Annotated in this window: 27 protein-coding genes; 14 read left to right on the top strand and 13 right to left on the bottom strand. The window is 58.3% G+C overall.

Translation table 11 applies throughout. The annotated features are described in order from the left end of the window. Nucleotide 1: 1 nt before the first annotated feature. From AOP6_RS13280 to AOP6_RS13270, 3 genes are all read right to left on the bottom strand, one after another. Nucleotides 2–667, bottom strand: a complete 666-nt coding sequence (locus AOP6_RS13280) for a thiol:disulfide interchange protein DsbA/DsbL (RefSeq protein ID WP_155877224.1) — start codon at nt 665–667, stop codon at nt 2–4. Nucleotides 668–922: 255 nt separating this feature from the next. Further along, the gene (locus AOP6_RS13275) at nt 923–1,144 is read right to left on the bottom strand and encodes a hypothetical protein (RefSeq protein WP_155877223.1); all 222 of its coding nucleotides are present in this window, start codon (nt 1,142–1,144) and stop codon (nt 923–925) included. Further along, nucleotides 1,141–1,614: a rhodanese-like domain-containing protein gene (locus AOP6_RS13270; RefSeq protein WP_155877222.1), complete on the bottom strand. Its 474-nt coding sequence runs from the start codon at nt 1,612–1,614 to the stop codon at nt 1,141–1,143. The genes AOP6_RS13275 and AOP6_RS13270 overlap by 4 nt, the downstream gene beginning before the upstream one ends. Nucleotides 1,615–2,057: 443 nt before the next feature. On the opposite strand from AOP6_RS13270, the gene AOP6_RS13265 reads away from it, so the two are divergent. The 3 genes from AOP6_RS13265 to AOP6_RS13255 all read left to right on the top strand — a co-directional run bounded on the left by AOP6_RS13265 (nt 2,058) and on the right by AOP6_RS13255 (nt 5,131). Continuing rightward, nucleotides 2,058–3,812, top strand: coding sequence for an ATP-binding protein (locus AOP6_RS13265; RefSeq protein ID WP_225897300.1), 1,755 nt, complete (start codon nt 2,058–2,060; stop codon nt 3,810–3,812). Further along, nucleotides 3,802–4,458 (top strand): response regulator, encoded by a 657-nt coding sequence (locus tag AOP6_RS13260; RefSeq protein ID WP_155877221.1) that lies wholly within the window; start codon nt 3,802–3,804, stop codon nt 4,456–4,458. Before AOP6_RS13265 ends, AOP6_RS13260 begins: the two co-directional genes overlap by 11 nt. Before the next feature lie 208 nt (nt 4,459–4,666). Beyond that, nucleotides 4,667–5,131, top strand: coding sequence for a bacteriohemerythrin (locus AOP6_RS13255; protein ID WP_155877220.1), 465 nt, complete (start codon nt 4,667–4,669; stop codon nt 5,129–5,131). Nucleotides 5,132–5,149: 18 nt separating this feature from the next. Here AOP6_RS13255 and AOP6_RS13250 read toward each other — a convergent pair whose 3' ends face one another. Next, the gene (locus AOP6_RS13250; protein WP_155877219.1) at nt 5,150–6,010 is read right to left on the bottom strand and encodes a class I SAM-dependent methyltransferase; all 861 of its coding nucleotides are present in this window, start codon (nt 6,008–6,010) and stop codon (nt 5,150–5,152) included. A gap of 166 nt (nt 6,011–6,176) precedes the next feature. Between AOP6_RS13250 and AOP6_RS13245 the strand changes: the two genes are divergently transcribed. Beyond that, nucleotides 6,177–8,018 carry an ABC transporter ATP-binding protein gene (locus AOP6_RS13245; protein WP_155877218.1) on the top strand — a complete coding sequence of 614 codons (1,842 nt, stop codon included), beginning with the start codon at nt 6,177–6,179 and terminating at the stop codon, nt 8,016–8,018. A 221-nt stretch (nt 8,019–8,239) separates the two neighbouring features. Next, the gene (locus AOP6_RS13240) at nt 8,240–10,051 is read left to right on the top strand and encodes an ATP-binding protein (protein WP_155877217.1); all 1,812 of its coding nucleotides are present in this window, start codon (nt 8,240–8,242) and stop codon (nt 10,049–10,051) included. 96 nt (nt 10,052–10,147) lie between these two features. On the opposite strand, the gene AOP6_RS13235 is transcribed toward AOP6_RS13240, so the two are convergent. Both AOP6_RS13235 and AOP6_RS13230 read right to left on the bottom strand, forming a co-directional pair. Then, a complete protein-coding gene (locus AOP6_RS13235; protein ID WP_155877216.1) occupies nt 10,148–11,188 on the bottom strand; it encodes a TPM domain-containing protein in 1,041 nt (346 codons plus the stop codon). A gap of 17 nt (nt 11,189–11,205) precedes the next feature. Beyond that, nucleotides 11,206–11,904: a DUF2270 domain-containing protein gene (locus AOP6_RS13230; RefSeq protein ID WP_155877215.1), complete on the bottom strand. Its 699-nt coding sequence runs from the start codon at nt 11,902–11,904 to the stop codon at nt 11,206–11,208. 127 nt (nt 11,905–12,031) lie between these two features. Between AOP6_RS13230 and greB the strand changes: the two genes are divergently transcribed. Then, nucleotides 12,032–12,535 (top strand): transcription elongation factor GreB, encoded by a 504-nt coding sequence (greB, locus tag AOP6_RS13225; protein WP_213194607.1) that lies wholly within the window; start codon nt 12,032–12,034, stop codon nt 12,533–12,535. Between the two features lie 161 nt (nt 12,536–12,696). Continuing rightward, nucleotides 12,697–13,521 carry a mechanosensitive ion channel domain-containing protein gene (locus AOP6_RS13220; RefSeq protein ID WP_155877214.1) on the top strand — a complete coding sequence of 275 codons (825 nt, stop codon included), beginning with the start codon at nt 12,697–12,699 and terminating at the stop codon, nt 13,519–13,521. 82 nt (nt 13,522–13,603) lie between these two features. Here the strand turns inward: AOP6_RS13220 and hcp are convergent, their stop codons facing one another. Continuing rightward, nucleotides 13,604–15,223: a hydroxylamine reductase gene (gene hcp, locus AOP6_RS13215; RefSeq protein ID WP_155877213.1), complete on the bottom strand. Its 1,620-nt coding sequence runs from the start codon at nt 15,221–15,223 to the stop codon at nt 13,604–13,606. Nucleotides 15,224–15,478: 255 nt separating this feature from the next. On the opposite strand from hcp, the gene AOP6_RS13210 reads away from it, so the two are divergent. Genes AOP6_RS13210 through AOP6_RS13195 form a run of 4 tightly spaced genes read left to right on the top strand, consistent with a single transcriptional unit; the run spans nt 15,479 to nt 17,432 of the window. Beyond that, a complete protein-coding gene (locus AOP6_RS13210) occupies nt 15,479–15,694 on the top strand; it encodes a hypothetical protein (protein ID WP_155877212.1) in 216 nt (71 codons plus the stop codon). Nucleotides 15,695–15,721: 27 nt separating this feature from the next. After that, the gene (locus AOP6_RS13205) at nt 15,722–16,186 is read left to right on the top strand and encodes an iron-sulfur cluster-binding oxidoreductase (protein WP_155877211.1); all 465 of its coding nucleotides are present in this window, start codon (nt 15,722–15,724) and stop codon (nt 16,184–16,186) included. After that, complete coding sequence (locus AOP6_RS13200; protein WP_155877210.1) at nt 16,180–16,737, top strand: hemerythrin domain-containing protein; 558 nt, start codon at nt 16,180–16,182, stop codon at nt 16,735–16,737. Before AOP6_RS13205 ends, AOP6_RS13200 begins: the two co-directional genes overlap by 7 nt. Before the next feature lie 17 nt (nt 16,738–16,754). Further along, entirely contained in the window at nt 16,755–17,432 is a 678-nt protein-coding gene (locus AOP6_RS13195) for a hypothetical protein (RefSeq protein ID WP_155877209.1), read from the top strand. A gap of 16 nt (nt 17,433–17,448) precedes the next feature. Here the strand turns inward: AOP6_RS13195 and AOP6_RS13190 are convergent, their stop codons facing one another. Further along, nucleotides 17,449–18,399, bottom strand: coding sequence for a rhomboid family intramembrane serine protease (locus AOP6_RS13190; protein WP_155877208.1), 951 nt, complete (start codon nt 18,397–18,399; stop codon nt 17,449–17,451). A gap of 152 nt (nt 18,400–18,551) precedes the next feature. On the opposite strand from AOP6_RS13190, the gene AOP6_RS13185 reads away from it, so the two are divergent. Both AOP6_RS13185 and AOP6_RS15320 read left to right on the top strand, forming a co-directional pair. After that, complete coding sequence (locus AOP6_RS13185; protein ID WP_225897299.1) at nt 18,552–19,757, top strand: methionine adenosyltransferase; 1,206 nt, start codon at nt 18,552–18,554, stop codon at nt 19,755–19,757. 59 nt (nt 19,758–19,816) lie between these two features. Further along, a complete protein-coding gene (locus AOP6_RS15320) occupies nt 19,817–19,990 on the top strand; it encodes a 4Fe-4S binding protein (protein WP_155877207.1) in 174 nt (57 codons plus the stop codon). Between the two features lie 76 nt (nt 19,991–20,066). Here AOP6_RS15320 and AOP6_RS13175 read toward each other — a convergent pair whose 3' ends face one another. Both AOP6_RS13175 and AOP6_RS13170 read right to left on the bottom strand, forming a co-directional pair. Then, nucleotides 20,067–20,531: a hypothetical protein gene (locus tag AOP6_RS13175; RefSeq protein WP_155877206.1), complete on the bottom strand. Its 465-nt coding sequence runs from the start codon at nt 20,529–20,531 to the stop codon at nt 20,067–20,069. Nucleotides 20,532–21,003: 472 nt separating this feature from the next. Continuing rightward, complete coding sequence (locus tag AOP6_RS13170; protein ID WP_155877205.1) at nt 21,004–24,054, bottom strand: DUF5714 domain-containing protein; 3,051 nt, start codon at nt 24,052–24,054, stop codon at nt 21,004–21,006. A 232-nt stretch (nt 24,055–24,286) separates the two neighbouring features. Here AOP6_RS13170 and AOP6_RS13165 point away from each other — a divergent pair, with 232 nt between their 5' ends. Beyond that, the gene (locus tag AOP6_RS13165; protein ID WP_155877204.1) at nt 24,287–24,607 is read left to right on the top strand and encodes a hypothetical protein; all 321 of its coding nucleotides are present in this window, start codon (nt 24,287–24,289) and stop codon (nt 24,605–24,607) included. A gap of 114 nt (nt 24,608–24,721) precedes the next feature. Here the strand turns inward: AOP6_RS13165 and AOP6_RS13160 are convergent, their stop codons facing one another. Genes AOP6_RS13160 through AOP6_RS13150 form a run of 3 tightly spaced genes read right to left on the bottom strand, consistent with a single transcriptional unit; the run spans nt 24,722 to nt 26,007 of the window. Beyond that, nucleotides 24,722–24,904, bottom strand: coding sequence for a hypothetical protein (locus AOP6_RS13160; protein WP_155877203.1), 183 nt, complete (start codon nt 24,902–24,904; stop codon nt 24,722–24,724). After that, on the bottom strand, nt 24,904–25,125 hold the full coding sequence (locus AOP6_RS13155; protein ID WP_155877202.1) for a DUF2835 family protein: 222 nt from the start codon (nt 25,123–25,125) through the stop codon (nt 24,904–24,906). The genes AOP6_RS13160 and AOP6_RS13155 overlap by 1 nt, the downstream gene beginning before the upstream one ends. A gap of 6 nt (nt 25,126–25,131) precedes the next feature. Next, nucleotides 25,132–26,007, bottom strand: coding sequence for an SDR family oxidoreductase (locus tag AOP6_RS13150; RefSeq protein WP_155877201.1), 876 nt, complete (start codon nt 26,005–26,007; stop codon nt 25,132–25,134). Nucleotides 26,008–26,029 lie beyond the last annotated feature (22 nt).

The raw sequence follows: 26,029 nt of genomic DNA, 5'->3' as shown, positions 1-26,029 counted from the left end.
CTTACTTCTTCAGCAGTTCGTTAATCAGCTGCAACATGCCGTCCACGGATTTGATGCTCTTGGTGTAGATGAGATATTTGCCGTTGACCACAAAGCCGGGAATGCCCTGGATCTTGGCTACGTCGTAGGACGCTTCCCATTCGGCAATAAGGGCTTGCGCTTTGGGATCCTTCAGCCCCTCCTCAAACTCCGATTTGCTCATGCCGACAGCATCCAGGCCGGTTTTCAGATAAGCATCCGCACCGGCATCCCAGCGCTCCTTCTTGTCATGATAGGCCTGGTAATAAGCCATCTTGGCCTTCTTCAGCAGGGACTTGTCGCTGTAGAGGTCCTTGTCGGAAAGCCCGTTGGCTTGATCCTTGGCGAGCAGTACGGCGAAGAGCTTGGTTCCTTGTTCGCCATATTTGCCTTTGGTTTTCAAATGGAAGGGGCGGAAGGTCACATCGGCCGGAAGCTGGGGGACTACCTTGGGGGTGACGGCCTTATCGTACTTGTAGCAGAAGGGGCAGTCGTAGCTGAAAACCTTGATGAGAGTGTTCTGGGCGTTGGGGATCGGTTTCTCCAGTACCAGGTAGTCGGTGCCTTCGGTGAAGGCGAAACCGGAACCGGCAAAGATGGCGACCAGGGCGATGGCGGCGATCAGGGTTTGGAACAGTTTGCGTTTCATGATTTTCTCCTCTCGTGGTGGGAACACACTTGGCTGTTGACTTTTGCCTTTCACAATATGGGGAAAGGCTTCATTTAAGGGTTGTAGATTTTCTTTACCGTATTCCGTAAAAACTAAACTAACCTTGTTGTGGTTAAGTTAATCAAACCTTTTGACGGTGTCAATAAAAAATTTTACTAAGGTTTATTTTTTTTGTCTTTATGCAGCAGACTCAGGTTTTCTGATGCCTAAAGGGTTGGTCGGATTGCTTTTGGTTTAGGCGTTGACGGTCTGGGTCTGGATGTATTGGTTGTAGAGTTCTGGTTCGTGTTTTTTCAGGCACGCCAGGCAGATGCCGTGGGTATCCCGTTCGGGGCGCAGTTTTCCAGTGAGGAGCACCGAGTAGGCGTCGGTCAGTCTTTTTGTCCAGGTTTTCCAGTGTTTGATTAAGGGGTGCTTGTCGAGGGATTTTCCGCACCAGGCGCAATAGGAGTTCATGGTTTTACCTCCTTGGGCTTAGGGGTGTCTGTGTAGGGTTCAAGGGCGACTCCGCGGGATATCCCGCCCTTTATCCCCTCGTAAATGTCGATGACGGACCGGAAGCCTTTGCTGGCCAGAAAGCGGCTGACTTTTTCCGAGCGGTTGCCCGAGCGGCAGAGGATGGCAAAGGGAGTTTCGGGGTCGGCTATCTTCAGGAGTCTGTTCATGAATTTCAGTTCGTCATGACTGCCGTCTTCGTTGAAAAATGTCAGTAAGTGGGAGCCAGGCACAATTCCGGTTTCCTTCCATTCCTGTTGGGTGCGAATGTCGATGATGGGGGTGCCTGCTTGGATGAACTCTTGAGTGAGGGGGATGTGTCTGACTTTAAATGTGTTGGCTTTTTGGCTGCTGTCCGACTCGTGGGCGGTTCCAGTCAGGACAGCTGCGAGGGTGCCGAGCAGCATGACGGCGAGAGCGATCTTGTTCATGGCGACATCTCCTGGCGAAGGGGTTGGGTTCTTTTTGAGTAGCCCCTAAAAATAAAACTATGGTTTGTTTAACAAAACTAAAAAGAGGTGTCAAAGAAAAAAATGTACTTTCTGTTTGATGGTTGATTTTGGAATTGTCTTGGATGGCTGAGAAACTTCTTTGCTCAGGCTATTTTGAACGGAGCGTATTGCGGAAGGTCGGCGAAGTTGGTTTTTGATTTAAATGTTAAAAAACAATTGCATAGGGATGTGTTAGATGGTGTGGGGGCGGCGGGGACGGCATGGAAGCGGTCACCTTTATGGGAATTAAAAAGAAGGCAGGTCGAGAAATGATTTGACCAGTGGTTTATTTTTTGTTACCAGTAGTTTGGTCAGGCATGCCGCTATTTTTGGCGGGCAATCGGGGCTGGTGTCAAAACTGGAAAAGAGGGGGAATGCGGTAGATGACATCATTAATTACCGGATTTTTTGAGAAAAACAAGAACCGCATCGTGGGGGTCACCTTCATCCTGACCTTCTGCATGTTCTGCTTTTTTTCCTTGATGGACCTGAATAAGAGGGTAAGGGACTATCATTTTTTTGCCCAAAAGATTAACGGCATTATCCAAGAGATTCATGACAGCGAGACCAACTACACCAACTTGCGCATTACCAACTTTATTAACTCGCTGGTTGATGAACACCAGGTTGCCACCCTGATACTCAGTAAGGACAAGATCGCCATTGAGGCGGCATTAGGGCACGTCTATAGCGATTTTCGCTATCGCTCCGTGCCGGTCGCCAGCATCGCGGTTGTTGATCTTGAGGGAGAATTGCTCTTTAACCAGGTCGATCCAGTCTTTCGCCCCCATGATCATCGCCTCGAATCCATAAGCCTCCGGGAAGCCTTTTCGACGGGAAAAAAGGTTTACGGCTTTGAAACCGGTACAGGCCTTTTGCATTATGATATCGCCATGCCGGTTATCAGCCCAGACAGTCAAAAAGTGGTTGGTGCTGTCGAAATCGCTATCCATCCAGACTGGTTTCATTTCAGGGTGGGCGGGGCTTTGGGTAATGTCAAGACCGCTATCATCGCCAATGGTGGTCTCGTAATTGACGACCAGGGTTTTTCCTCTGCTTTTGAGCCATACCGGGCAATATTTGCCCATGAAAAGCGAAAAAGTGACGTCGCTTTTTTTGAGATGATTGCGGACAGGCTCGACCTGTCCCAAGATCTTATTGAACAGAAAATCGGCCATGAGCATTACCTCGTCAGCACCAGCCAGAAGCTTAGGAATCCCTTGGGCGAACAGGTTGGTGTTTTGCTGGTTGCGTATGACATGACGGATTTTCGGGATCGGCAGTGGGGCTACTTTTACCTCTGGGTCCTGTTCTTTGCCTGCACCTCCCTGGTCATGTTCCTCATCAGCTATTTCGGCTTCAGAAAATACGACCAGATCATCTCCGCCCAGGGGAAAAAACTGGCCCATCGCTCCAAGCAGTGCGCCTTGGGCGAAATGCTCAGCTATATCGGCCACCAGTGGCGCCAGCCGCTGAATGCCCTGTCGCTGACCATTCAGAACATCGAGCTGCAGAGCCAGTTGGGCAAACTCGATGATGCCCTCGTTAAGAACCAGGTGGGGGCGGCCAACAGAAACATCCAGTACCTGACCACCATCATCGAGGATTGGCGGTCTTTGCTGACGTCGGGAACGACCCGCCAGCTTATCGAACTGTCCGACTCGGTCAGCCGCGCCATCGGTATTGTCCATCCGGTTCTTGAGCGCGATCGCATTTTTGTTGCGAACCGCATCAACGGTCCCGTTCATACGCACGGTTTCGTCAACGATCTGGTGCAGCTCACCGTCAATGTTCTGCTGAACGCCAAGGACGCCCTGATCAGCCGCGAGGAAGATCGGCTGATTCTGCTGTCCTCCCGCCAGGAAAACGGTTTGGTAGTTGTGGAGTTTCAGGACAACGGCGGCGGCATTCCGCCCAAGCTGCTGAACAAAGTTTTCGAGCCGTACCTGACTACCAAAGAGGATACTTCGGGAACGGGACTGGGCCTCTACCTGTGTCGGCAGATCGCCGAGAACCTTGATCAGGGGGCGGTGTGGGCCGAAAATCGTGAATTCGAATTCGAAGGCAAGCGCTACCAAGGCGCCTGCATCTGTCTGAAATTTAAAGCCACAAGCGAGGAGAACTCTTGTGAATCTTGAAGCTCTGAAAAGCATAAGCATCGTCTGCGTCGATGACGAGCAGGACGCTCTGGACCAGATGTATCTGGCCCTGAACAGTTTCTGCAAAAAAACCGTCTGTGTCACCAGCGCCGAAAAGGCCCTGCAGGCCATTGAGGAGGAACCGCCGGATATCGTGCTCACCGATGTGCGCATGGCGGGAAGTACGGGGCTCGAACTTCTTGCGGCCGTGAAGAAGCAGCACCCCGGCATCGCCGTCATCATCGTCTCGGCTCATTCGGAATCGGAATACCTGCTCGACGCGATTCGCCTCAAGGCGGACGGCTACCTGCTGAAGCCGCTCAACCTCTATGAAATGCTGGAGCTGCTTTCCGGTGTCGCGTCACAGAAGATGATGAGAAAAGAACTCGATCTTAAGAATTTCCTGCTGAAGATGCTCAACTCCATCGGCGGCAAGCGGGTTCAGATCATCGAGTACATCATCAGCCATCTCGATGACGATCTCATGTTTCACGGTACCTACGACGAAGTGGCCGAAGCCCTGAGTGCCAGCAAGCCCACCGTCGTCAACGCTTTCCAGATTCTGCTGGAGAACAAAATCCTGGTGCGGGTCAAAAACGGTCTTTACAAGATGACCATGGATCTGAGTGGTACCAAGGGAACCTGATCGGTCTGATCCGACTGTATTGATTTCGGCACCTTATGAGCGGGATTTTCTCAAAACCGACCTTGAGAGAATCCCGTTTTTCTTTTCTCCTTTAGGCGGCAACCGATAAAAAACGGCCAGGGCTTGAAAAGTCTCTCCTGACATGTTAAATAAGACCGGAATTGTCATCAATTGTGATGTGAAGTCAACTTTCAGGAAGGAGTCAGGTATGGCCGCATTCATGGAGTGGAACGACAAAATCAGCGTGGGAATCGAGGAACTTGATGAGCAGCACAAGCAGTTGCTCGACCTGATCAATCGTCTTTATGACGCCATGATTTCAGGGGAGCAGAAACTGCAGGTTGCCAGGGATGTCCTCAATGAGCTCATGCAGTACACCATCGTCCATTTTGCCGTGGAGGAGTCTCTCTTCCGGATTTTCAACTATCCCGATTATGAAGCGCATTGTGCTCACCACCAGGAGTTGCGCGCTCAGGTTGTCGACATCAACCGCAAGGTGCAGAGCGGGGAAAAGATGATCACTCCTGAACTGCTGGGTTTTCTGCGCAAATGGTTGAGCAACCATATCATGGGTGAAGACAAGGTCTATGCGCCCTTTCTGCTGGAGCGCGGACTGAAAAAGAACTGGGAGAAAAAAGGCTGGATCGGCAAGATCTGGTCGGCGGTGCGCTGAGGCGGCCGAGTCCTGAGGCTAGGCCGCTGGACGCTGGCAGATCAGCACGATGCGGTTCCGCGGTCTGAGCAGGGACTGCAGCCAGTTGCCGGGTGGGAGAAAACCGCTGTCCTGCCGGATGACCCGAAAGCCGACCTTCTCGACAAGGTCGACCAGTTGCTGCGGTCGGAAGATCTGCTTGTGGCCGTAGGGTACCGGCTCGTAAAAGCTGTCCAGAAAGAGGGTCACCTTGCCACCGGATAAGCGGTAAGCCCCTTCGCTCAGGCGGTAGGAGAGGGCATCCCGCGAGGGGGTGTCGATGAAAAGATACCCTCCCGGTTTGAGACAGTGCCGGGCTCCCTCCAGCGTTTCCACGGGAAAATTCACATGTTCGATAACGTCCCAAAGGGTCACCAGGTCGAAGGCGTTCTGGTGCTCCTGCTGGGTGCCGAAGGTTTCGACGGTCTCTGCCTCCAACTCCAGGCCGAATTTCAGGTGGGCAAACTGCCGTCGCAGGTCGCTGGGCTCCAGACCGCGGGCCTGGACGCCTTCCTCGCTCATCCGCTGCATAAATTGACCCGTTCCCGCCCCAATATCGAGCAGCCGTGCTCCCGCCAGCGGCCGCTGCTCCCGCACCAGCTGCAGGCGCAGGGGGAGCAGGGGATCGACGTCCTGCATCCGTCTCTCCATATACTGCCGTGACCGTTCATCCAAAGGCTTTTCTTCGTCGTGGCCTGACCTGGGAACGATGGGATCAAGCCGGTCGAGGGCATGAAAATCACATTGCGAACAGCGGTAGATCGTCTGACGGGCCAGGCGATAGAGGGGCTGCGCTGCGAAAGAACCGCAGTATTTGCAGCGCCGGAAGTCATAGTTAGGGTTGGGGGCAGTCGGCTTCATTGGGATGACGGCAATCTCCGTGAATGGGAATCAGCACTTCTTTATACACCAAAGAGCCCCTTGGTTGTTAGAGGCCTTTGCCCAAAAAATCTGCTCCTTTTTAACCCCAAATGTCCGTGATATGCTTGTCAGCGCGCCACCCCTTTAACTTTCAACAGGATGTCCCGTGAAAAATCCGCCGCTGTCCTCCGAAAACAATCCCCCGTCGAAGCACCTTCTCGACCTTTTCCGCTACAGCCGCCGCGCCCTTGAGCTGGTGTGGACGACCAGTCGCCACCTGGCCCTGGTCTTCGCCGCGCTGACTCTGGTCGCCGGCGTGCTCCCTGCCGCCGTCGCCTGGATTGGTCAGTTGATCGTCGATGGCGTGGTAGCGGCCATCGCTCAGCATCAGCTCACCGGCAGCGCCGATACACGGGCCATCCTTTGGCTCGTGGCCGCCGAGGCAGGCGTGGTGGCCCTCATCGCAGGTTCACAGCGCGGCATTTCCACGTGCCAGGCGCTGCTGCGGGCGCTGATGGGGCAACGCATCAACCTGATGATTCTGGAAAAAGCCCTGACGTTGAAGCTGGCTCATTTCGAGGATTCGGAATTCTACGACAAGCTCACCCGGGCCCGGCGTGAGGCTTCGACCCGCCCCTTGAGCCTGGTTACCCGCACCTTTGGGCTGGTCCAGAACGGCATCTCCCTGGCCAGTTACGGCGTCCTCCTGGTGCAGTTCTCGCCCTGGACGGTTCTCATCCTGCTGGCCGGCGGCATCCCCGAATTCCTGGCCGAGGCGAAATTTTCCGGTGACAAGTTCCGCCTCTTTCGCTGGCGCTCGCCGGAAACCCGCATGCAGATGTACCTCGAAACGGTGCTGGCGCGGGAAGACTATGCCAAGGAAGTCAAACTCTTCCGCCTGGGGCCCAAACTGCTGCAACGTTATCGGGCCATCTTCGCCAAACTCTTTGCGGAAGATCGCAAACTGACCCTGCGCCGTGACAGTTGGGGCTTCGCTCTGGGGCTCATCGGCACCGCCGCTTTTTACGGCGCCTATGGCTGGATTGCCCTGTCGGCCATCCGTGGCGATATCAGTCTGGGCCAGATGACTATGTACCTGCTGCTGTTCCGGCAGGGGCAGTCGGCGGTGTCGGCAAGTTTGTCGGCCATCAGCGGTATGTACGAGGACAATCTTTACCTGTCGAATCTGTATGAGTACCTGGAGCAGAAGGTTCCGGCCGTTGAGGGCGAATTACGGCAGGGGCCGCAGCCGGGGGACGGCGTGCGTTTCGAGCAGGTCAGCTTCAGTTACCCCGGCAGTGAGGAGCCGGCCCTGCAGAATGTCAGCCTGCATTTGAAACCAGGGGACAGTCTGGCTCTGGTCGGCGAGAACGGCTCGGGCAAGACCACCCTGATCAAGCTGCTTACCCGCCTCTATCGACCCACCTCCGGCCGCATTCTGCTCGATGGCCTCGACCTGCAGCAGTGGAATGGAGATGCCCTGCGGGCCCGCATCGGGGTCATCTTTCAGGATTTCGGCCGCTACCAGTTTCTGGTCGGCGAGAATATCGGCGCCGGCGACATCGAGCACTTCGAAGACCGGCAACGCTGGGAACAGGCTGCTGACATGGGGATGGCGAAAGAGTTTATCGACAAGCTGCCGCAGCGGTACGATACCCAGCTGGGCAAGTGGTTTAAAAACGGTCGCGAACTCTCCGGTGGCCAGTGGCAGAAAATCGCCCTGGCCCGCGCATTCATGCGAACCCAGGCCGATATCCTGGTGCTCGACGAGCCTACCGCCACCATGGACGCCGCCGCCGAAGCCACGATTTTCGAACACTTCCGCGAGCTCAGCCGCGGCAAGATGACGATACTCATCTCCCACCGCTTCTCCACCGTGCGCATGGCCGACCAGATCGTTGTCATCGACAAGGGACACCTTGTCGAGCGCGGCAGCCATGAAGAATTGATGAAGCTTGGCGGCCAGTATGCCTATCTCTTCTCTCTGCAGGCAGAAGGATATCGCTGATCTGCCAGAGCCCGTCTTTTCTTTGCCTTAGCGTCGGTGGGGTGCCTCCCTCGCTCAATTCTGCAGGAAACTACCCGGATCGCAACGTAAAAAAGCGCCCAATAAATAGCATGTTATCGACAGGCTGGTATCCTTAAAATACATAACGGTGACTGCGCAGAGTACCGCTGGCGCTATGAAGGCAAGGCTTTGACCTTTTTCCGGGTTGCAGTGGGGGGGGCATGACTCTCAGAAACAAGATGCTGGCTACCTTTATCCCCATCATCCTGGCGGCGATTTTCATCACGGCCAGCACCAGCATCATTCTGTTTTATGACTATCAGCACAAGAGCCTTGAGGGCAATCTGGGCGATGCCCTGCACCATTTCGAGCTCGAAGTCGCGGAGCTTTCCCGTGCGGTCCAGCATTTAACCCAGGCCGTGCTCGAACAGGAGGAAACGGTTCGCGCTCTCCTGGAAAATGACCACCAAACCATCCTGCGATTATCCCTCTATCTCGAACATTTGCTCAAAGCCGATTCGGTGCGAGTTTTGGATAGAGAGGACGAGGTCCAAGCCCAGTCACATCCGCTGACTTCCTCTGGTCAGAGTGAGGCCAACCGAAACGGTTTTGAAACCGGCCTGTCGGGAACATCCATGAAAAGTCTGGTGAGCTCCGAACATGGCCTGGGGGTGAGCGTCTGTTTTTCGGTCCTCCAGAAAGATGATGTCGTGGGGGTCATCGAAATCATCTACCTGCTGGATGAAAAATTTCTTGGACAGATCCAGCGCAGGTATGGTGTGGATGTTTCGGTCTATGACGGCGATCGGCTGCAGGCGACCACCTTCAATAACAGTTCTGTCCTCGATACCCAGACACTGAAGGCCTTCAGGGAGGGAGCACTACGGGAGCGCAAAACGGTTTACGATGAGCTGTTTCTCGACGATGTTCCCTACGTTGTCGCCTGCAAGCCACTTATCGTCGATACGCATGAGGTCGTCGGAGCCATTGTTCTGAGCAGGTCCCATGAAGATGTTCACCGGGCTGTCCGCTTGATGGTCCTTGCTCTGATCGGCTTCGCGATTGCCGTAGGGGCCTTTGCCACCGTTATTTGTCTGAGGTTCGCTTCTGAGCTGGTTGGCCCGCTCAACAGTCTGGTGAAAGTGACGGAAGAAATCGCCAACGGGGATTTGACTCAGGAAGCGAAGGTCAGAGGCGTCCTGGAAGTCGAGAGATTGGGGACGGCCTTCAGTGCCATGACCAACAAACTGAGCCGGTCCACAACCTCCATTGACAATCTCAATCGAGAGGTTGTCGAACGGAAATCGGCAGAAGAGAATCTCCAGAAAAGCAATCAGGAGTTGGAGGAATTTACCTACATCCTCGCTCACGATCTGCGTAATCCCATTACGGTGAGTGTCAGTTACGCCGATCTCATCAAAGAGAACTACCGGGCCAGGCTGGATGAGGATGCCATGGAGTATCTCGATGAAATCATCGCCGCCGGAGAAAATATGGCCAAGCTGATGGATGATTTGCTGGCGCTGGCCAAGGTAGGAAAAGTCCCGAAAGAGGAAGAGCCTTACGACAGCAAGGAAATCGTCGATGAAGTGATCCATGGACGTGCCTTCTGTCTGGCGTCATCGGGCGCGGTTATGGAACTGGGCTCATTACCCACGGTCCGCTTGCCAAGAAGCCTGCTCTTTCAGATATTCGATAACCTCATTGGCAATGCTGTTCGTTACGCGGCTGCTTCGGGTGGGGTTATTCAGCTGACAGGGGAGCGTGAGAACGAAAAGGTCAAGTTCAGTGTCAGGGACCAGGGCCCCGGTATCCCACCCGAAGAACGTGAGCGCATCTTTGAAGTGTTCTTCCGAGGAGAAAGTGGTAAAAAACAAGCCGGCACGGGGATTGGCCTTGCCACTGTAAGAAAAATCGCCAGGCTTTACGGAGGAAATGCCTGGGTCGAGGAGACTCCCGGCGGGGGCAGCACCTTCCGGGTGGAGATGGTGGATGACCTTGCCACACCTTTTTCAACCGATGAAGAACAGTGAGGAAAAAACGACTGGTGTCGCCTTGGAGAGCTGGCGAGAACCCCTGACTTGCCCGGATAGCCCATGAGTTCCCGACAGCTTCAGCAGGTGAAGCCTTTAGGGCCGGTGGGGAAAGCCGTTGGCATCGAAATGGAGGTCGTCAAAGGCGAAGGCGAATTCATGGGCCCGGCTGCGGAAAAACCATTGATTCTTATGGTTGAAGCCGATCAGTTGGCTCATGACGACCATGTCGAGTTGCCAACCTTCATCGGCGAGGCGAAAGAAGTAAGGTGAGGCCTGCCGGTTCTCGACGGGGAAGCGTAGTACGGCGAGGGTGCCGCTGATGCGTTCTTCAGCCAGAGGGAGGTACTGCTCCAGACCTTTGCGCTCGTTGTCCTGCTGGGCGCTGGTCACCAGCCACTGACGAAAGAACTCGCGGGTCGACGGGGTGTATAGATCCAGCTCGGGATCCTTGATGTGCCGTTGCAGGACCTCGAGATAACGCTCCAGGGTCTGCCGCGGTGAGGGTTGCGCGGCAAAGGACGCGCGGTCCTCCACCGCCTCTTTCGCCCGGGTGCCGCCGCCGATGGGTGTCGCCAGCCGGGCGCCAGCCCCGCCGCTGAGGTGTTCCAGCCTGGTTTTGCCGCCATAGTCGGTGGGAACCTCGCCCAGCGCCCGCCCTACCAGTAGTTCCACCGTGGCTTCCACGCCGTCCGCTATTCGTCCTGCCGCAAAGAAGGGAGCCATCTGTTCCCGTTCCACATAGCCGACAAAACCGTCGGGGAAAACCCCTTCCAGGTCGTAGCCGATCTCCAGCCGCACCTGTTCGCCGACAGGGTCGATCAGCATCAGCACGCCGCGAGCGCCATTGGTGGTGCTGCCAAGCCGGTAGGCCTCGAACAGACGCAGGGCTTCCGTATCGAGATCGGCCGGGCTTTTGGCCAGCAGAGTCAGCTGGAAATAGATGTCGACATCCTGCCGCAGTCGCTCCTGATACGCCTCAAGGCGGGCAACTCGGCTCGCATCGAGCAGAGAGGCGCGATCATCCACCTGGGGTGTTGCGGGCGGCCGGTCGCAACCGGTAACCAGCAGGGCCAGAGTGAGAAAAGCGAAGACCGGCCAGCGCCGGCGAAACAGGGGTAAAGAACAGGGGGGCATGCAGAGGTCCTCAGGGGTTAGTCCGGTTCGGGTTCCCGGAAAGGATGGAGCACATCCCGTCCCCCGCGCTTTTTGTGGCTGAGCAGGAGCAGGACGACCAGGTGAGCGAGAAAGGCAAGCATGAAGGTGAAGGTGAACCAGCCGGGCAGGTTGCCGACGGCAGCCTGGTTCAGGTAGTCTTCCCAATTGGCGACGGGGCGGGGATGCAGTTTGATTTTCATCAGCCAGCCGCACAGGAGGATGATGAACAGATAGATATAGTTGGCGGCGATGCGTCGGCCGATGGCATAGGCGATGCTCATCTTGTACTGGGGATAACGCAGGTCGGAGGCCAGCTCGGCGCGCCAGTAGACGCCGCCGCTGTCGAAGTCCGGGTCGTCCCGCAGGGTGCCGTGGGCGACGGCGTGATAGATGAGGTTCTGGTGCATGAGACGCACCCGATATTCGTAGGCGTCGTAAAAGCGAAAGCGGCGGGCCTCAATAAGCAGCAGGGTGTAGAGGACGGCCAGCCCGAAAAGAAAGAAGGGATGGGGAAACTCGGGATGGCTGAAGCCGAAGCCAAGAAAGGCGGCGGTGGCGCCGACAGCCCAGTTGGTGGTGCGGTCGAGCCGTTCACGCCAGGCCAGGCTGCGCTGGGATTCGGCCCGGTAATAGTGGGCCAGGGTCGTGATCAGCTCGCTTTGAGACAGTTGTCGGTCTTTGCGTTCGTCGCTCATGCATAAACCATAGCAGAAAAACAAGGAGTTATCACAGCGGATTTTTACACATCCAGGGCTTCACGCCGGACCTGAAAAAGCCTAGAATGGCCCTTAAAAACCATCGCCCAAAAGGAAGAGACAGCGCATGACCACTGGCAAACCCACCCCGATTTATATGACACCCGCTTGCGCCGAGCGGCTACGGGCCGAGCTCAAGGATATCCTCTACCGCCTGCGCCCGGAAATGGTGCAGACGGCCGCCTGGGCCGCCAGCAATGGCGATCGCAGCGAAAACGCCGATTATCATTATGCCAAACGCAAGCTGCGGCACTATGACAGCCGCATCCGTTTTCTGAGCAAACGCCTGGAGCAGGCCACAATCGTCGATCCGGTGGAGCAGGGGAAAATCGCCAGGGGACGGGTGCTTTTCGGCGCTACCATCCGGGTGGAAAACGAGGACGGCGAAGAGAAGGTCTACCGCATCGTCGGCGTCGATGAGCTCGATGCCGCCCGAGGTCACGTGAGCTGGGCCTCCCCCATCGGGCGGGCGCTGCTGGGACGGGCGGAGGGAGATGTGGTGACTTTCACTGCGCCGGCCGGGCCGGTCGAACTGGAGATCGTCCAGGTTGAGTATCTGCCGCTGGACTGACCGCATCCACAAGAGACCATTCATCACCAGGCGAGCCTTGGGTGTAAATGTGAGGTAAATTAGGTAAATAGCTTGAGTTTGGAAGAATGTGCGCTATAAGTTGAGGTCGTGGGCCGGACTGGATGTCCGGCTGATTCAATCATTCAATACAGGAGGTGCATGTGGAAGATCAACTCAAAGCCGGGGGGGAATATCTCGACACTCTGATCAATCTCTTCATTCTTTGGGGTCCCAAGCTGGTCGGGGCTATTCTGGCGCTTGTCGTGGGGCTTTATTTGGCCAAGGCAATCGGCCGGATGGTCGGCCGGGCGATGGATAAAAAGCAGGTTGATCCCTCACTGCGCCCCTTCATGGTAAGCCTGGTCGGGACCCTGCTCAAGGTGCTGGTGGTCATCAGTGTCCTGGGCATGGTCGGCATCCAGATGACCTCGTTCATAGCCATTCTCGGCGCCGCCGGCCTGGCCGTGGGCATGGCGCTGTCGGGAACGCTGCAGAATTTTGCCGGGGGAGTCATCATCCTGGTTTTCCGGCCCTTTAAAGTCGGCGATTATATCGAAGCCCAGGGCTATGCCGGCTCGGTCAAGGAAATCCAGATTTTCAATACCATCCTCACCACGCCGGACAACAAGACCATCATCATCCCCAACGGCGGTCTCTCCACTTCTTCCATGGTGAACTACTCCACCGAACCGCGTCGGCGGGTGGACTGGACCTTTGGCATCGCCTATGGGGACGACGTCGATCTGGCTAAAAAGACCCTGCTGAATCTGCTCCTCGGGCATGACAAAGTTCTCAAGGACCCGGCGCCTTTCGTTGAGGTGGGAGCTTTGGCCGACAGTTCGGTCAATTTCACCGTACGCGCCTGGGTCGAGTCGGCGGATTACTGGGCCGTGCATTTTTACATGAACGAAACGGTTTACAAGAAGTTCGCGGAAGTGGGGCTCAACATTCCCTTCCCGCAGATGGATGTGCACCTGGACAAATAAACAGTCCAGGTTGCGAAAGACAAAAAAGAGGAGGAAGGCTCGCGAGCCTTCCTCCTCTTTTTTGTGGGAATCACCTCGGCGATCAGGCGGTGCCGAGGGCGGCTTTGAGGTCCTCTTCGGCGTTGCCGATGGGGCCGATGTTGAAGTTCTGTACCAGGAAATTGAGAACGTTGGGGGTAACGAAGGCTGGCAGCGACGGGCCGATCTTGATGTCCTTGATGCCCAGATGCAGCAGGGTCAGCAGTACTGCCACCGCCTTCTGCTCATACCAGGAGAGGATGATAGACAAGGGCAGATCGTTGACGTTGCACTTGAAGGCATCGGCCAGAGCCAGGGCGATCTGCACGGCGCTGTAGGAGTCGTTGCACTGGCCGACGTCGAGCAGACGCGGGATGCCGCCGATGTCGCCGAACTGCAGCTTGTTGAAACGGTACTTGCCGCAGGCCAGGGTGAGAATAACGGTGTCCTCAGGGGCCTTTTCGGCGAACTCGGTGTAGTAGTTGCGCCCGGTTTTGGCGCCATCGCAGCCGCCGACCAGGAAGAAGTGCTTGATCTGACCGCCCTTGACAGCATCGATGACCTTGTCGGCGACGCCGAGGACGGCGTTGTGACCGAAGCCGACCAGGATTTCCTGACCAGGGTTGTCGCCGAAGCCTTCATGCTCCTGGGCCTTCTGGATGACTTCCGAGAAATCCCAGCCGTCGATGTGTTTGACGTCGGGCCACTGCACCAGACCCCAGGTGAAGAGGCGGTCCTTGTAGCTGTTGGCCGGGCGCTGGATGCAGTTGGTGTTGAAGATGATGGCGCCGGGGAAGTCGGGAAATTCCTTGGCCTGATCCTGCCAGGCGCCGCCGAAGTTGCCAACCAGGTGGGGATATTTCTTCAGCCCCGGATAGCCGTGAGCCGGCAGCATCTCGCCGTGGGTGTAGATGTTGATCCCCTTGCCTTCCGTCTGTTTGAGCAGTTCTTCGAGCATCTTGAGGTCGTGGCCGGACACAAGAATCGCCTTGCCCTTCTTGGTGCCGAGCTGGACGGAGGTAGGCACCGGATGGCCGTAGGTGTCGGTGTGGGCCTTGTTGAGCAGCTCCATGGTGACCAGATTGATGCGGCCGCACTCCAGGGCCAGGGTGACAAAGTCCATCAGGCCGAGACTCTTGTCGAGGGTGGCGGCCAGGGCCTTATGAGTGAAGGCGTAGATTTCATCACTCTCCCGGCCGAGAATCAGGGCGTGGTCAGCGTAGGCGGCATAGCCCTTCATGCCGTAGATGAGGATTTCCTGCACGGACTTGACGTCGGGGTCGACGCCATTGCTCATGACGCCGTGGGCTTCCCCCTGTTCGACCAGGCCAGCGGTGTCGGCGGCGGGCTGCCATTGGGCCGCTTCGGGCACGTTTCCGGCCACGGGACCGGCGAGAGCCTTGGCTTTGTCGCGTATCTGCGCACATTTTTTCAGGATCTTGACGATGGCTTCGGCGTCGAAGTCGACGTTGGTGACGGTGGTGAAGAGCCCCTCCAGCATGAAACGATCGATCTCGGCGTCCTTCTTGCCGGCTTTGCGCGCCTCGTTGGCATAGAAGGCGACGCCTTTCAAGCCATAGACGAGCAGGTCCTGTAGGGCGGCGACGTCGGGCTGTTTGCCGCACACGCCGATTTTGGTGCAGCCGGTACCGTTGGCAGTCTGTTCACACTGGTAGCAAAACATCGAGTCCTCCTTCTTTTCTGTGTTTAAGATTGGGTCTATGCAGCCCGGTAGAGTCAGGAATCAAGCGGACAGTTTTAATCTATAACAGACTTTTCCCGGATTGCACCCGCCTGGGCTGTCAGCCCGGAGACAGTTTTTTTGACCGAGGTCAAATTAGCCGAATTTACGCATTTTTTTCAATTTTTGACCTGCGTCATGTTTCCCTAGGTGGATTGCCGGTATTCTGCAATCACCCTGACGAAAGGAGAAAACAGTATGCAACTCAAAAACGATCTCGGCACGGCCCCAATAGGAACAGTTCTCAAGGATCATCCTCGCATCGGGGAGATCCTGGCGAAATACGACATCGGCTGCGTGACCTGCGGTGTGGGCATCTGCCTGCTCAAGGACGTGGTCAGCATCCATGCCCTCGGTGATGAGGTGGAACAGAAGATCGAAGACGAAATCAACACCTATCTGGACGAACAGTAACCATAACGACGTAAAAGGAGACACCCCATGAAAAATCTCGCTTGCGGATGCCCCGGTTCCCATGTACGCACCATCGAAAAGAAATCCTGCACCTCTCAGGAGGCCAGCGGCCGAATTGCTTCGGAACTGCGCCAGTGGCCGACCCAGCTGGCCCTGGTGCCGCCGACAGCACCCTGGCTGCAGAACGCCAACCTGCTCATCGCCGCCGACTGCACCCCCTTTGCCTATGCGGAATTCCATCGGGACTTCATCAAGGACAAGGTACTGGTTAACGCCTGCCCCAAGCTTGATGACTGCGGCCCTTATGTGGAGAAGCTGACACAGATCTTCACCCACAACGATATCCAATCCGTTACCATCACTATCATGGAAGTCCCCTGCTGCCGTGGTATGGTTATGGTCGTGAAGCAGGCGTTGGAAGCTTCCGGCAAGGACATCCCGGTCGAAGTGGTGGTTATCGGCGTGGACGGTGAAAGGAGAAACGGATCATGACCAACGTAACTCAGGTGATGGTGGAGGAGCACAAGCTTATCCTGCGCATGATCGCGCTGGTGGAGAAGAATACCGCGTTGCTGGAGCAGGGCAAGTTTCGCGACTGGCAGTTCTATCTCGACGCGGTTAGCTTTATTCGCAATTACGCCGACCGCTACCATCACGCCAAGGAAGAGGATGTCCTCTTCAAGGCGCTGGTGGCCAACGGCATGCCCCAGGAGAATTCCCCGGTGGCGGCCATGATGATGGCACACGACCAGGGCCGCGATTTCGTCCGTGGCATGGAAGAGGCGGCCCAGCTGGCGAAAGAGGGCGAACCGGGCCAGGTCAGCCGTATAGCCGAAAACGCCCGGGGCTATGGCTGCCTGTTGCGCGACCATATCGACAAGGAGGATAACATCCTCTACCCCCTGGCCGAAAAGGTGCTCCCCGAGGACGTCCGCCCAGCCATGCAGGAGGGCTACCGGCAGGCCGAGGCTTCGGCGGCGGAAGGGTTGGAAGAGCACTATCGCCGCCTGGTGGAAAACTACGAGGCGCGCCTGGGCGCCTGAACAGAAAGGATGTACGGATGCGTATGAAGTTCCTGGCTGTTTTGTTTGTCGGGGTGGCCCTGCTGACGGCCGCTACAGCCTCGGCCCGTGAAAGCACCATCAACTGTCATTGCTTCAAGGATCGCAGTTACGACCCCGAGCAGCCGCACAAGGTGACGGATTATCTGCTGGCCACCACCCACAACTCTTTCTTCGCCCAGGCCTTTAGCCTCAACAAGGCTGATGTAGTTCGGGCCCGGATGGGGGGCATTGCCGGGGAAGACCTCTGGCTGGTCCATTATCTGTCGGAGAGAAGTGGCCTCCATACCCGCGATCTCATGGACGCCCGCGCCGACAAGGGTTTCTGGTCGGTGGTAATCCGCGAGCTGTCCCTGCCGGCGGATACGGTGGGAGCGCAGGTGCGGGCCATCGCCCAGCAGGGCGGCGATGACGCGGCGCTGGCGGCAGCCGTCGCCGACGAGACCGTCGGTCGTCTGCTGGCCGTGGAGGCTGACGAACTGAAATCGCTGCGCGACAGCGGGGCCGGCACCCAGCAGATCCTGCTGGCCGTCTTTCTGTCCCGACAGACGGGCCGGCCTGCCGGCGACATTTTCGCTGAGGTACATACCCAGAAAATAACCTGGGGCGAAGTGCTGGCCTCGGCCGGGCTGTCTCCCACCCAGATTGAGCCGGAAATCGTTAAGCTGATACAGTGAGGATGATGGCGGGAGTTCAGGCTGAAAGATGAAGGGCCAGAGTCCAGGCCAGCAAGACGGTCAGCAGAGCCAGAATGGTGAGGAGAACGTTGACCCACGGCGACGGTTGGCCGGCGCGGCGCAGATGCCGGCCGGCCAGCAGTCCTGGCATGATGCCGGCCATAAAGCCGAAGAGATGAGCGCCGATGTCGGTGTTTTCGTCGCCGACGCCGAGCAGCGCGAGCAGAGCCAGAGCGGCGGCAAGGGGCCAGAGCCACCCGCGAGTCAGGGGGTGACGCTTCTGGGCCATGCGGATACCGGCCAGCAGGCCGACAGCGCCGAAGAGGGCCGTCGAAGCCCCGACGGAGCGATGGTCGCTGTGGTAGACCCAGGCGTTGAGCAGATTGCCGGCGCTGCCGCTCAGCAGCACAAGGCTCCAGCCGAGACCGGAGCCAAGTTGGCGGCAGACAAGGACGAGGAAAAAACCGCCGATGCCGATATTCCCCAGCAGGTGCAGGGCGTCGGCGTGCAGGGTCAGGGCGGTGACGGTCCGCCACCATTGGCCGTTCAGAATTTTGTGGGCGTCGGCGTTGCCCAGGCCGATCCAGTCGACGGGCGCGTGACCGAAAGCCTGGATATCCATCAGGGTTACATTGTAGAAGATGGCCAGAACGCCAAGGACGGAAAGGGTGATCAGGCTGTTGTCGGCAAGGGCGGGATGCTCGGCGGGCGGCGGCCAGTTGAGGTTTTCCTGTTCAAAAAGGGTGATTTCTTTTTCTGCCAAGGTTAAATAACTGGGAGGCACCAGCAGATGCCACCCGGTTCCCGTTTTCAGCCGGCGGTGAGGAATGCGGCGGGCAGAGAGAACCAGGGTCCACTGGCGCATTCGCCCCCAGGCCAGAGAGGTCCTCTCCGGGAGGATGCGAACCCACTCGGGCTGTTCGGGCCCCTTTTCCACGGTCTGCTCGTAAGCGCTGTCGTTCTGCACCGCATACCTCCTGTCCACTGCCCGATCATGACAGAATGAGAGGGATATGGCAATCCTGCGACCCCTGTCGGGTCGGTTGACAAGCCGGATGTCGGGGATACAGTAGACGGGAGAGTTGCGTCTCCTTTGTCGGCCTGAAGGGGGAGGACCCTGTGCGCCTGGTTGTCGAAGAATTGCCTGTTGCCATCATGGATCGGCGTCCGATGGAAATTGTCGAGCGCAAAGGTTTGGGTCATCCCGATTCCATCTGCGATGCCGCCATGGACGCCGTCTCCGTGGCTCTGTGCCAGGCCTATCGGGAGCGCTTCGGCGTCATCCTCCACCATAATGTGGACAAGGGCCTGCTGGTGGCCGGGCGTACGCGCAAGTGGTTCGGCGGCGGGCGCGTGCAACGGCCCATGGATCTCTATATCGGTGACCGCGCCACCCTGGCGTACGGCGGCGACAGGATTCCCGTCAAGGAAATTGCCACGGAGGCGGCCCGCCAGTGGTTTCGTACACATCTGCCGGCTGTCGAGGTTGATCGCCACCTGCGCTGTCGCGTTGTCCTGGCTCCCGGCTCCGATGAGTTGACAGGTATTTTCAGCCGGCCGAGTGAGATTCTGGCGGCCAACGACACTTCGGCGGCTGTAGGTTTTTATCCCCTGAGCCGCACCGAGCAGTTGGTCCTGGCACTGGAAAATCACCTCAATGGTCAGGACTTCAAGCAACACTTTCCTGACACCGGCGAAGATGTCAAGATCATGGCGGTTCGCCGTGGCGAGGAGCTGGATCTGACGGTGGCCATGCCGCTGCTGGCCCCTTATGTCGCTTCCGAAAAAGACTACTTCCGGCGCAAGGAAGAGATCGGCGCCGAACTCGACCGTTTTGTCTCGGCGCTGACGCATGAAATGGCTGTTCACCTCTATTTCAACGCCCTCGATCAGGCGGGGAAGGGAGAGCAGGGCACCTATCTGAGTCTGCTGGGAACCTCGGCGGAGGACGCCGATTCGGGGCAGGTGGGACGGGGAAACCGCGTCAACGGCCTCATCTCGGTCGGACGCCCTCTGGGCACCGAAGCCGTGGCCGGCAAAAATCCGGTCAGCCATGTCGGCAAGATCTATAACGTGCTGGCCCATCGGGTGGCCCGCCGTCTGGTGGAAAAGGTGGACGGCATCCAGGAGGCGGCCGTATATCTGGTCAGCCGCATCGGCTCGCCGATCAACGACCCGAAAATGGCCGCACTGCAGCTGATCCTGGCGGCCGGGTACGGGCTGGCCGAGGTGTCGGAACCGGCGGCAGAGATTCTGCAGGCGGAATTGGACGATATTTCAAGCCTGTGTGAAAAACTGGCGCTTGGACACTACCCGGTCTGCTGAAACGGGCAGGGTAGAAAAGACTATCGGCGGTAACGCGCGCCGGCAGGAAGGATTTTCCCGTGGGACATCATCGGATAACAGAAGAGTGCATCGGTTGCGGCGCCTGTGCGGAGGTGTGCCCCATGCAGGCAATTCATCCCATCGATGGAAAATACCAGGTTGACATGCACCAGTGCATCGACTGCGGCACCTGCGAAGGCGTCTGTCCCGTCGATGCCATCAGGCGTCGCTGAGTAAAAGTGGCAGGGGATAAAAACAGAAAAGGCCGGCAATGAGCCGGCCTTTGGCGTTTGAAGGGGAGAGCTCAGGTCAGAAAGCCATGCTTAGGCCAAAAGAAATATTGTAGCTCTCGTCCAGGGTGTCAACCCCGTTGCTGACGCCGTCCATGAAGCCGGGGACATTTTTGGGATTCCACTGATAATTGAGGGTCAGGCGGGTATCCTGGCCGATGCAGCAGTCGATGGCCGCTCCCAGGAAATAATTCTGTTTTTCTTCCAAATACAGGGAGCTGCCGTCGGGAATAAAGATGTCATCCTCCGCAATGGAGTCCTCGAGCTGGAAGCTGGCGCCAAAAAAGGAGGTGACGTTGGAGTCGGCGGTGTAGCTCAAGCCCGTCAAATTTCCTTTGCTTTCCAAATAGAGCCCGGGAAAGGTCTCCGCCAACGGAATGTCATAGTCTTCGGCAGACACGGCTGCAGCGGTGACTAGCGACAGCAGGAGCGCCAGTACTCCGAAGAAAAAAACGCCGGTCATGCGGGAAATAATGGGTACCATGTTTCGCCTCTTGGGTCTGGGTTTGCAGGACAGGTCCTTTTTGGCCACAGTCAGCAGGTTGATTCAAGAGCAAGTAATGTGCCCAACAAGCCCGTTTTTGCGTTATTTTCTGAGGTGGGCTTGAGGTTCCAGGGAGTTAGGTGCGGGCTCGTTTGGTCTTCTGTAGCCATGCGCGAACCTCTGACTGTGGCCTGAGCAACACACCTGGGGCATAGTTTGAGTCAAAAGAGACGTTTCGTGTCAACGCCGGTCGGTTTTTGACGGGTGCAGTGCCTAAAGCCCATGCAGCCCAACCAGGCCTCTGTCTCCAGTACAGCTGTACCCTGGAAAATTCCGGTTGGCGCAGCTGCCCGCGCTGCCAGCAGGAAATGCACGGCTGCACGGGCTGTAGCTAAATAGCCAGCTGAAGCGCGGTGAATGAGGCCGTCCCCTTTTGGGGGCGGCCTCATTCATTTTGGATGGATTTTTGTATTCAGCCTGGATGGGCCTGCAGGGGGACTTCCAAGAGGTTCTGGTGAAGCGGGCAACTGGTGCCGATGCATTCGCGATTGTCGGCCTGCTGGTGGCAGCCGATGACGGCTTCGGCCCGCAGTGGGATCGACAGTAACGGCCCTGACAGCTCGGCGGCGGCTTTCAGGGCAACCCAGCCGTCGCGACGACAGCAGCGGGGAGCGTTCAGAGATGCGATACGGGAGAGCACCTCCTGGGTCAGCTGCTGAACCTGCTGGCGCTGCACTCCCTTGAGGGGATTGGCTTCGAGCAGAAGGCTGAAGGCGACGCCGACCCCGGTGGCGGCGCCGCAGGCGCCGAGGAAGGCACAGCTGCCACCGATAACCTTGCTCCCGCGCTGGATGCCGGCACGGATCTGGTCAGGGGAGATAGGACCGCCGAGATTGCCAAAGGTGGTGAGGATGACAGCCGGCACCAGAGCGTGGTGTTCAGGGCCATGGGTGGGAATGGCCGGGTGACGGCGGATTCGGTCGAAGAGGGCGAGCAGGTCCGTTTCGCGGCTCTCCAGGCAGATCTGTTCAATGACCTGCAGGGCGTCCTGTGAATGGCAGCCGTCACAGACGAAATGACCATGCATGCAGCTGGCGTTGGCGGCAAAATTCTGGCCGCAATAGGTGCAGGTGGCGGGACGCTCTTGCGGGAAATAGTCGAGGGGAGCGCCGCAGACCATGCAGCCGCTGCCGTACTTCATCGTGCTCGGCGCCGAAGGCTGGACCGCCGCTTGATCGGTCCGGGCTTCCGGCGACAGCGCGCAGCCGCAGCCGGCCCCGAGATCGAGGTTGCTGACGGCCCCCCCGGCATCGAAGACGAAAATCTGCTCGCCGAGCTGGGATGCCTCGCTGGCGGAAATCTCCACCTCCCTGCCGAGGGCGAGAGTCTGGCCGCTGCTGGTAGTGACGCTGGCGAAGGGGCCGCGGTACATGACTCGCACCCTGTCAGCGGCCTCGGGTTTGCGGGCCACGAAGGTCAGCGAATAGAAGGGGTGGTTCTGCACGGTGCGATAGGGGAAGCGTTTGAGCAGGCGGATGTTGGCGAAGCCTGCTTCTTCCAGCAAGCCAACCAGGTCTTGCTGGGTGAGGGCGCCGCCGATGCATTCGCCGTGCAGGGTGGTGTCGTTGCGGATGGCACCGCCGGGCTCGCTGTCGCACACCACATCGGCCACGACGAGGCGGCCGCCGGGTTTTAAGGCGCGGAAAATGCCGGCAAAGGTCCGACGCTTGTGACTGGAGAGATTCAGTACACAGTTGGAGAGGATGACGTCGGCACACTTCTCGGCCAGAGGCAATTCTTCCAGATAGCCTTTTTCAAAGGTCAGATTGTCGTAGCCGAGGTTGGCCCGCACACCTTGGGCTCCTCGCCGCGCCAACCCCAGCATGGGATCGAGCATGTCGACTCCGATGGAACGGCCCTCGGCCCCGACCAGGCGGGCGGCGATAAAGCACTCGACGCCGCCGCCGCAGCCGAGATCGACTACCGTCTCCCCTGGTTGCAGACCAGCGTCCAGCACCGGGCTGCCGCAGCCGTAACCGCGGAAGCGGAACTCGGCGGGAATGTGGGCGATAAGGTCGCTGTCATAGCAGACAGGATTGAGAATCTCCTCTTTGCTGTCGCCCACTGCCGCGGCGTAGAAGTCTTTGACGATGCGGCGGCTGTCATGATTGGCCAGGGACAGCAGGCAGTTGGCGTGGGTAAGGGCAACCGCGCCATGGGCTCCGCAATTCTCCAGCACATCCCCCATCTTCAGCCGCAGGTGCGGCCTGTCGTCGTCGAGGCTGGCGCCAGCCTCTGCAGCGATAAGCCAGAGCAGGACCTTTTCGTACAGTGGCACATAGGGGTCATCGCCCACGAAGCGGCCACCATGGAAGAAACTGTGGTCGGCATCGCCTCCTCCTGTGAAAAAACGCCAGGGAGAAGAGAGTGAAGCTGCCGTGGCCTCTCGCAGCCGCTGCAGAGACTCACCGTGGCGCCAGGCCGCGGCCAGACCCTGGGAAAGATCGCTGGCCAGTTCCTCCATGCCGACGGTGGCGGCCGAGGGGTAAAGGCGGCGGTCAGGGCCGACGGCGACGGATTCCCAGCCGCTGTTGCTGCCGTCCTGGACAGTGCCGACGGGGGCGAAGGCCTGGGTTCGCAGCGCTTCCAGGTTGTCGATACGGATGCCGCGCGCCTTGCCGCGTGCGGCGGCCCGGCGCAGCTGGTGGAAGAGTTCGTCCGGGGAAACAAAGCCTTCAGCCGCGGCCCGACCGCGCACAAAGTACCAGAGGAAATGGACAGTGGTGGCGCCGACGTCGGCGGCATAGTCGATGAGCGCGGGCATATCGGCGACATTGTCCTGCTCGACGCACATGGAGAGGGTGAAGGGGAGTTCCCGGGCTTTCAGCCACGCAAGCTCGGCGCCGAGGGCGGCAAAGGTTCCCTTTCCCCGGATGCGGTCGTGTCGCTCCTCCAGACCGTCAACGCTGACCTGCAGATGAAAGCGTGAGAGATCCCAGTCGGCTGTCTCCAGGTGGCGGGACAGCTGCAGGCCGTTGGTCAGCACGACGACCTGGGTGTCCCGGTAGGCCAGCAGGTCACGGACGATGGCCGCGAACTGGGGGTGGACGAAAGGTTCGCCGCCAGTAAGGGCGAAGACCCGGCAACCGAGGTCCACCGCTTCGGCGGCCAGCCGTCCCACGTCCTCAAGGGAAAGTTCGTCAGCCGCCGCCGGGCCGGAGGTGAACAGGCAATGGCGGCAGGTCAGGTTGCAGCGGTTGGTCAGATGAAACCAGAGTTCACGCAAATGTTCGGTCTTGAGGATGGCGTCACGGCCGCCGTAACCAGCGCCTTGAAGGTCCGGCAGCCTCTGCCGGAAACGTTCAGCCTCTTGCGAGCTGGAGGGGGCTTCTCCCCGCTGCCAGCGCTGCAAAAGTTCGTCGCCGGCGCGATTGGGCACGAACCAGCAGGGCTGGTCGCCGCGGACATATATGGGCACGTTCTCGAACTCGCAGCGTTTCCACTGGGAGGGATCAAAGGACATGGTGGACTCCTGAAAGCGTCAAAACCTAACGGGAAAGGGGATGTTGTGAAAGGTTTCATCTATAGCAGGTATTGGGGGATAGGGGCAAGTCGTGAAAACGACCTGCCGAGCGGGAGGGCGTAAAAACTTTTTTTCCTCAACAGGTAAACCTCGGTGGGCGGACACCGTCTAAATCAACAATTCCATGGATGATCCCATCCGCAAAAAATTAACGAAGGTAAAAGGGAGGTAAATGATGAATGCGAAAAAAGTAATGCTCATTGGTGGGTTGGTGGTGTGTGTCGCCGTTGCCGGTCCTGGTGCCGCGCTGGCTAAAGGGGGTCAGGGTGGCCAGGGGGCTTCGCGCTCGCAGGCCGGTTCGATGAACGGCGCCGGCTCCATGACCAAGTCTCAGTCGCAGAATCGTTACCAGCATCAGAACCAGTATCGCTATGAGAACAAAACGGGTGCGGCTGAGCAGACCGGCGACGGTATCGCGGACAAGGACAGCACCCGTGATCGTATCCAGCTGCGTGATCCTTCCACCCATGAAACCACGGAAACGGCGCAGTAAGTCGAAACAGTCGGAACCATGCACAAAGCGGGGGAGATGGGTAACCATCTCCCCCGTTCTCTTTTACTTCCCCTTGTTTTCCTTATCCACCACCTGGCGGATATCACCGAGGCATCAACGGCCCTGGGGGTGCAGGGTTTCGCAGCGGCAGCGTCCTTCCCGGTGGGCGAGCAGAACGGCGGTGAGGATGGTGGAGTGGCCGTGTCGGTGCACGTCCTCGCGGATATCGCCGCGACTGTGGTGGAAACAATAACAGATCAGCTCATCGTCCCCATCGGAGCCGGCCGGGTTCCTCATCAGACTATCCTTTCCAGGCGCACAAGCTTGCCACCTTCTTCATAGTGCAGGGCAAAACGGCCCTGAATCCCCCGCTCGCTCAGAAAGGGCCGCAGGTGGGCGGCGGGGAACTGCACCCGCATGCCTTCCTCCGTCGTCACCAGAATCTGCTGAACCTGCCCCTGGTAGTAGCGCAGAAACTGCTGGCGGTCGAGATGGAGGGAAAAATGGCAGCGGGGCATGGCGTCTCAGTCCTTGTCAAGACAGGCTCGCAGCCCCTCGGCGAGGGTCGGATATTCGAGCCGGATCTTCAGCTTCTCCAACATCTTGCGGTTGTCCATGCGCCGGGATTCGCTGAGGTAGGAGATCATCAAGGGCGCCATAACCTGGCGGGCTTCCTCCATGGAAATCTGCGGCGGGTGGGCCAGGCCGAGAAGGTCAGCCACGGCGAGAAAATACTGGGTCATGGTACCGCCCTGGCCATCGCAGACGTTGAAGATGTCGCCGGCTTCCCCCTTATCCATGGCCGCCAGGCAGACGCGGGCCAGATCTTCGGCGTGGATGCGGTTGGTCGATTTGCACTCCTCTTCCCGCAGCAGGGGGTGTCCCTCCGTCAGGCGGGCGATGGGAAGGCGTCCCGGGCCGTAGATGCCGGTGACCCGCAGAATGACCACGGGGACCTGGTGCTCCTTTCCCCAGGCGAGGAAGGCGTTTTCAGCGTCGAGGCGGCGCCTGGCCCGCGAGGTCTGCGGGTTGGGCGGGGTCTCTTCCGTGACCAGGTCATCGCCGCAGTCGCCGTAGACGCCGCTGGTGCTGATGTAGACGATTTTGGCCGGCTCCTGCCCCGGCGTGATGGCGGCCAGAAAGTTCCGCACCCGCGGATCGCTGAAGCCGCCCCCCGGCGGCGGCGCAAAGTAAAAGAGGCCGGCGCCGGCCAGCGGCAGCCCGGTGAGCGATTCGGGGTCGTCGAGGTGCCCGACCAGGGGTACAATCCCTGTCGCTGCCAGAGCCTGGCCTTTTTCCTCTTCCCGCACCAGTCCGTGCACCTGTTGACCCTGAGCCAAGGCCCGGCGGGCGACGCGGCGACCGATATCGCCGCAACCAATAATGACGATTCTATCCATGGAGACCATCCTTTTCAAAAGG

Source organism: Desulfuromonas sp. AOP6, assembly GCF_009731355.2.
Lineage (GTDB): Bacteria > Desulfobacterota > Desulfuromonadia > Desulfuromonadales > SZUA-540 > SZUA-540.
The sequence above is the reverse complement of the archived record's forward strand: the minus strand, read 5'-3'. Positions and strand labels throughout refer to the sequence as shown.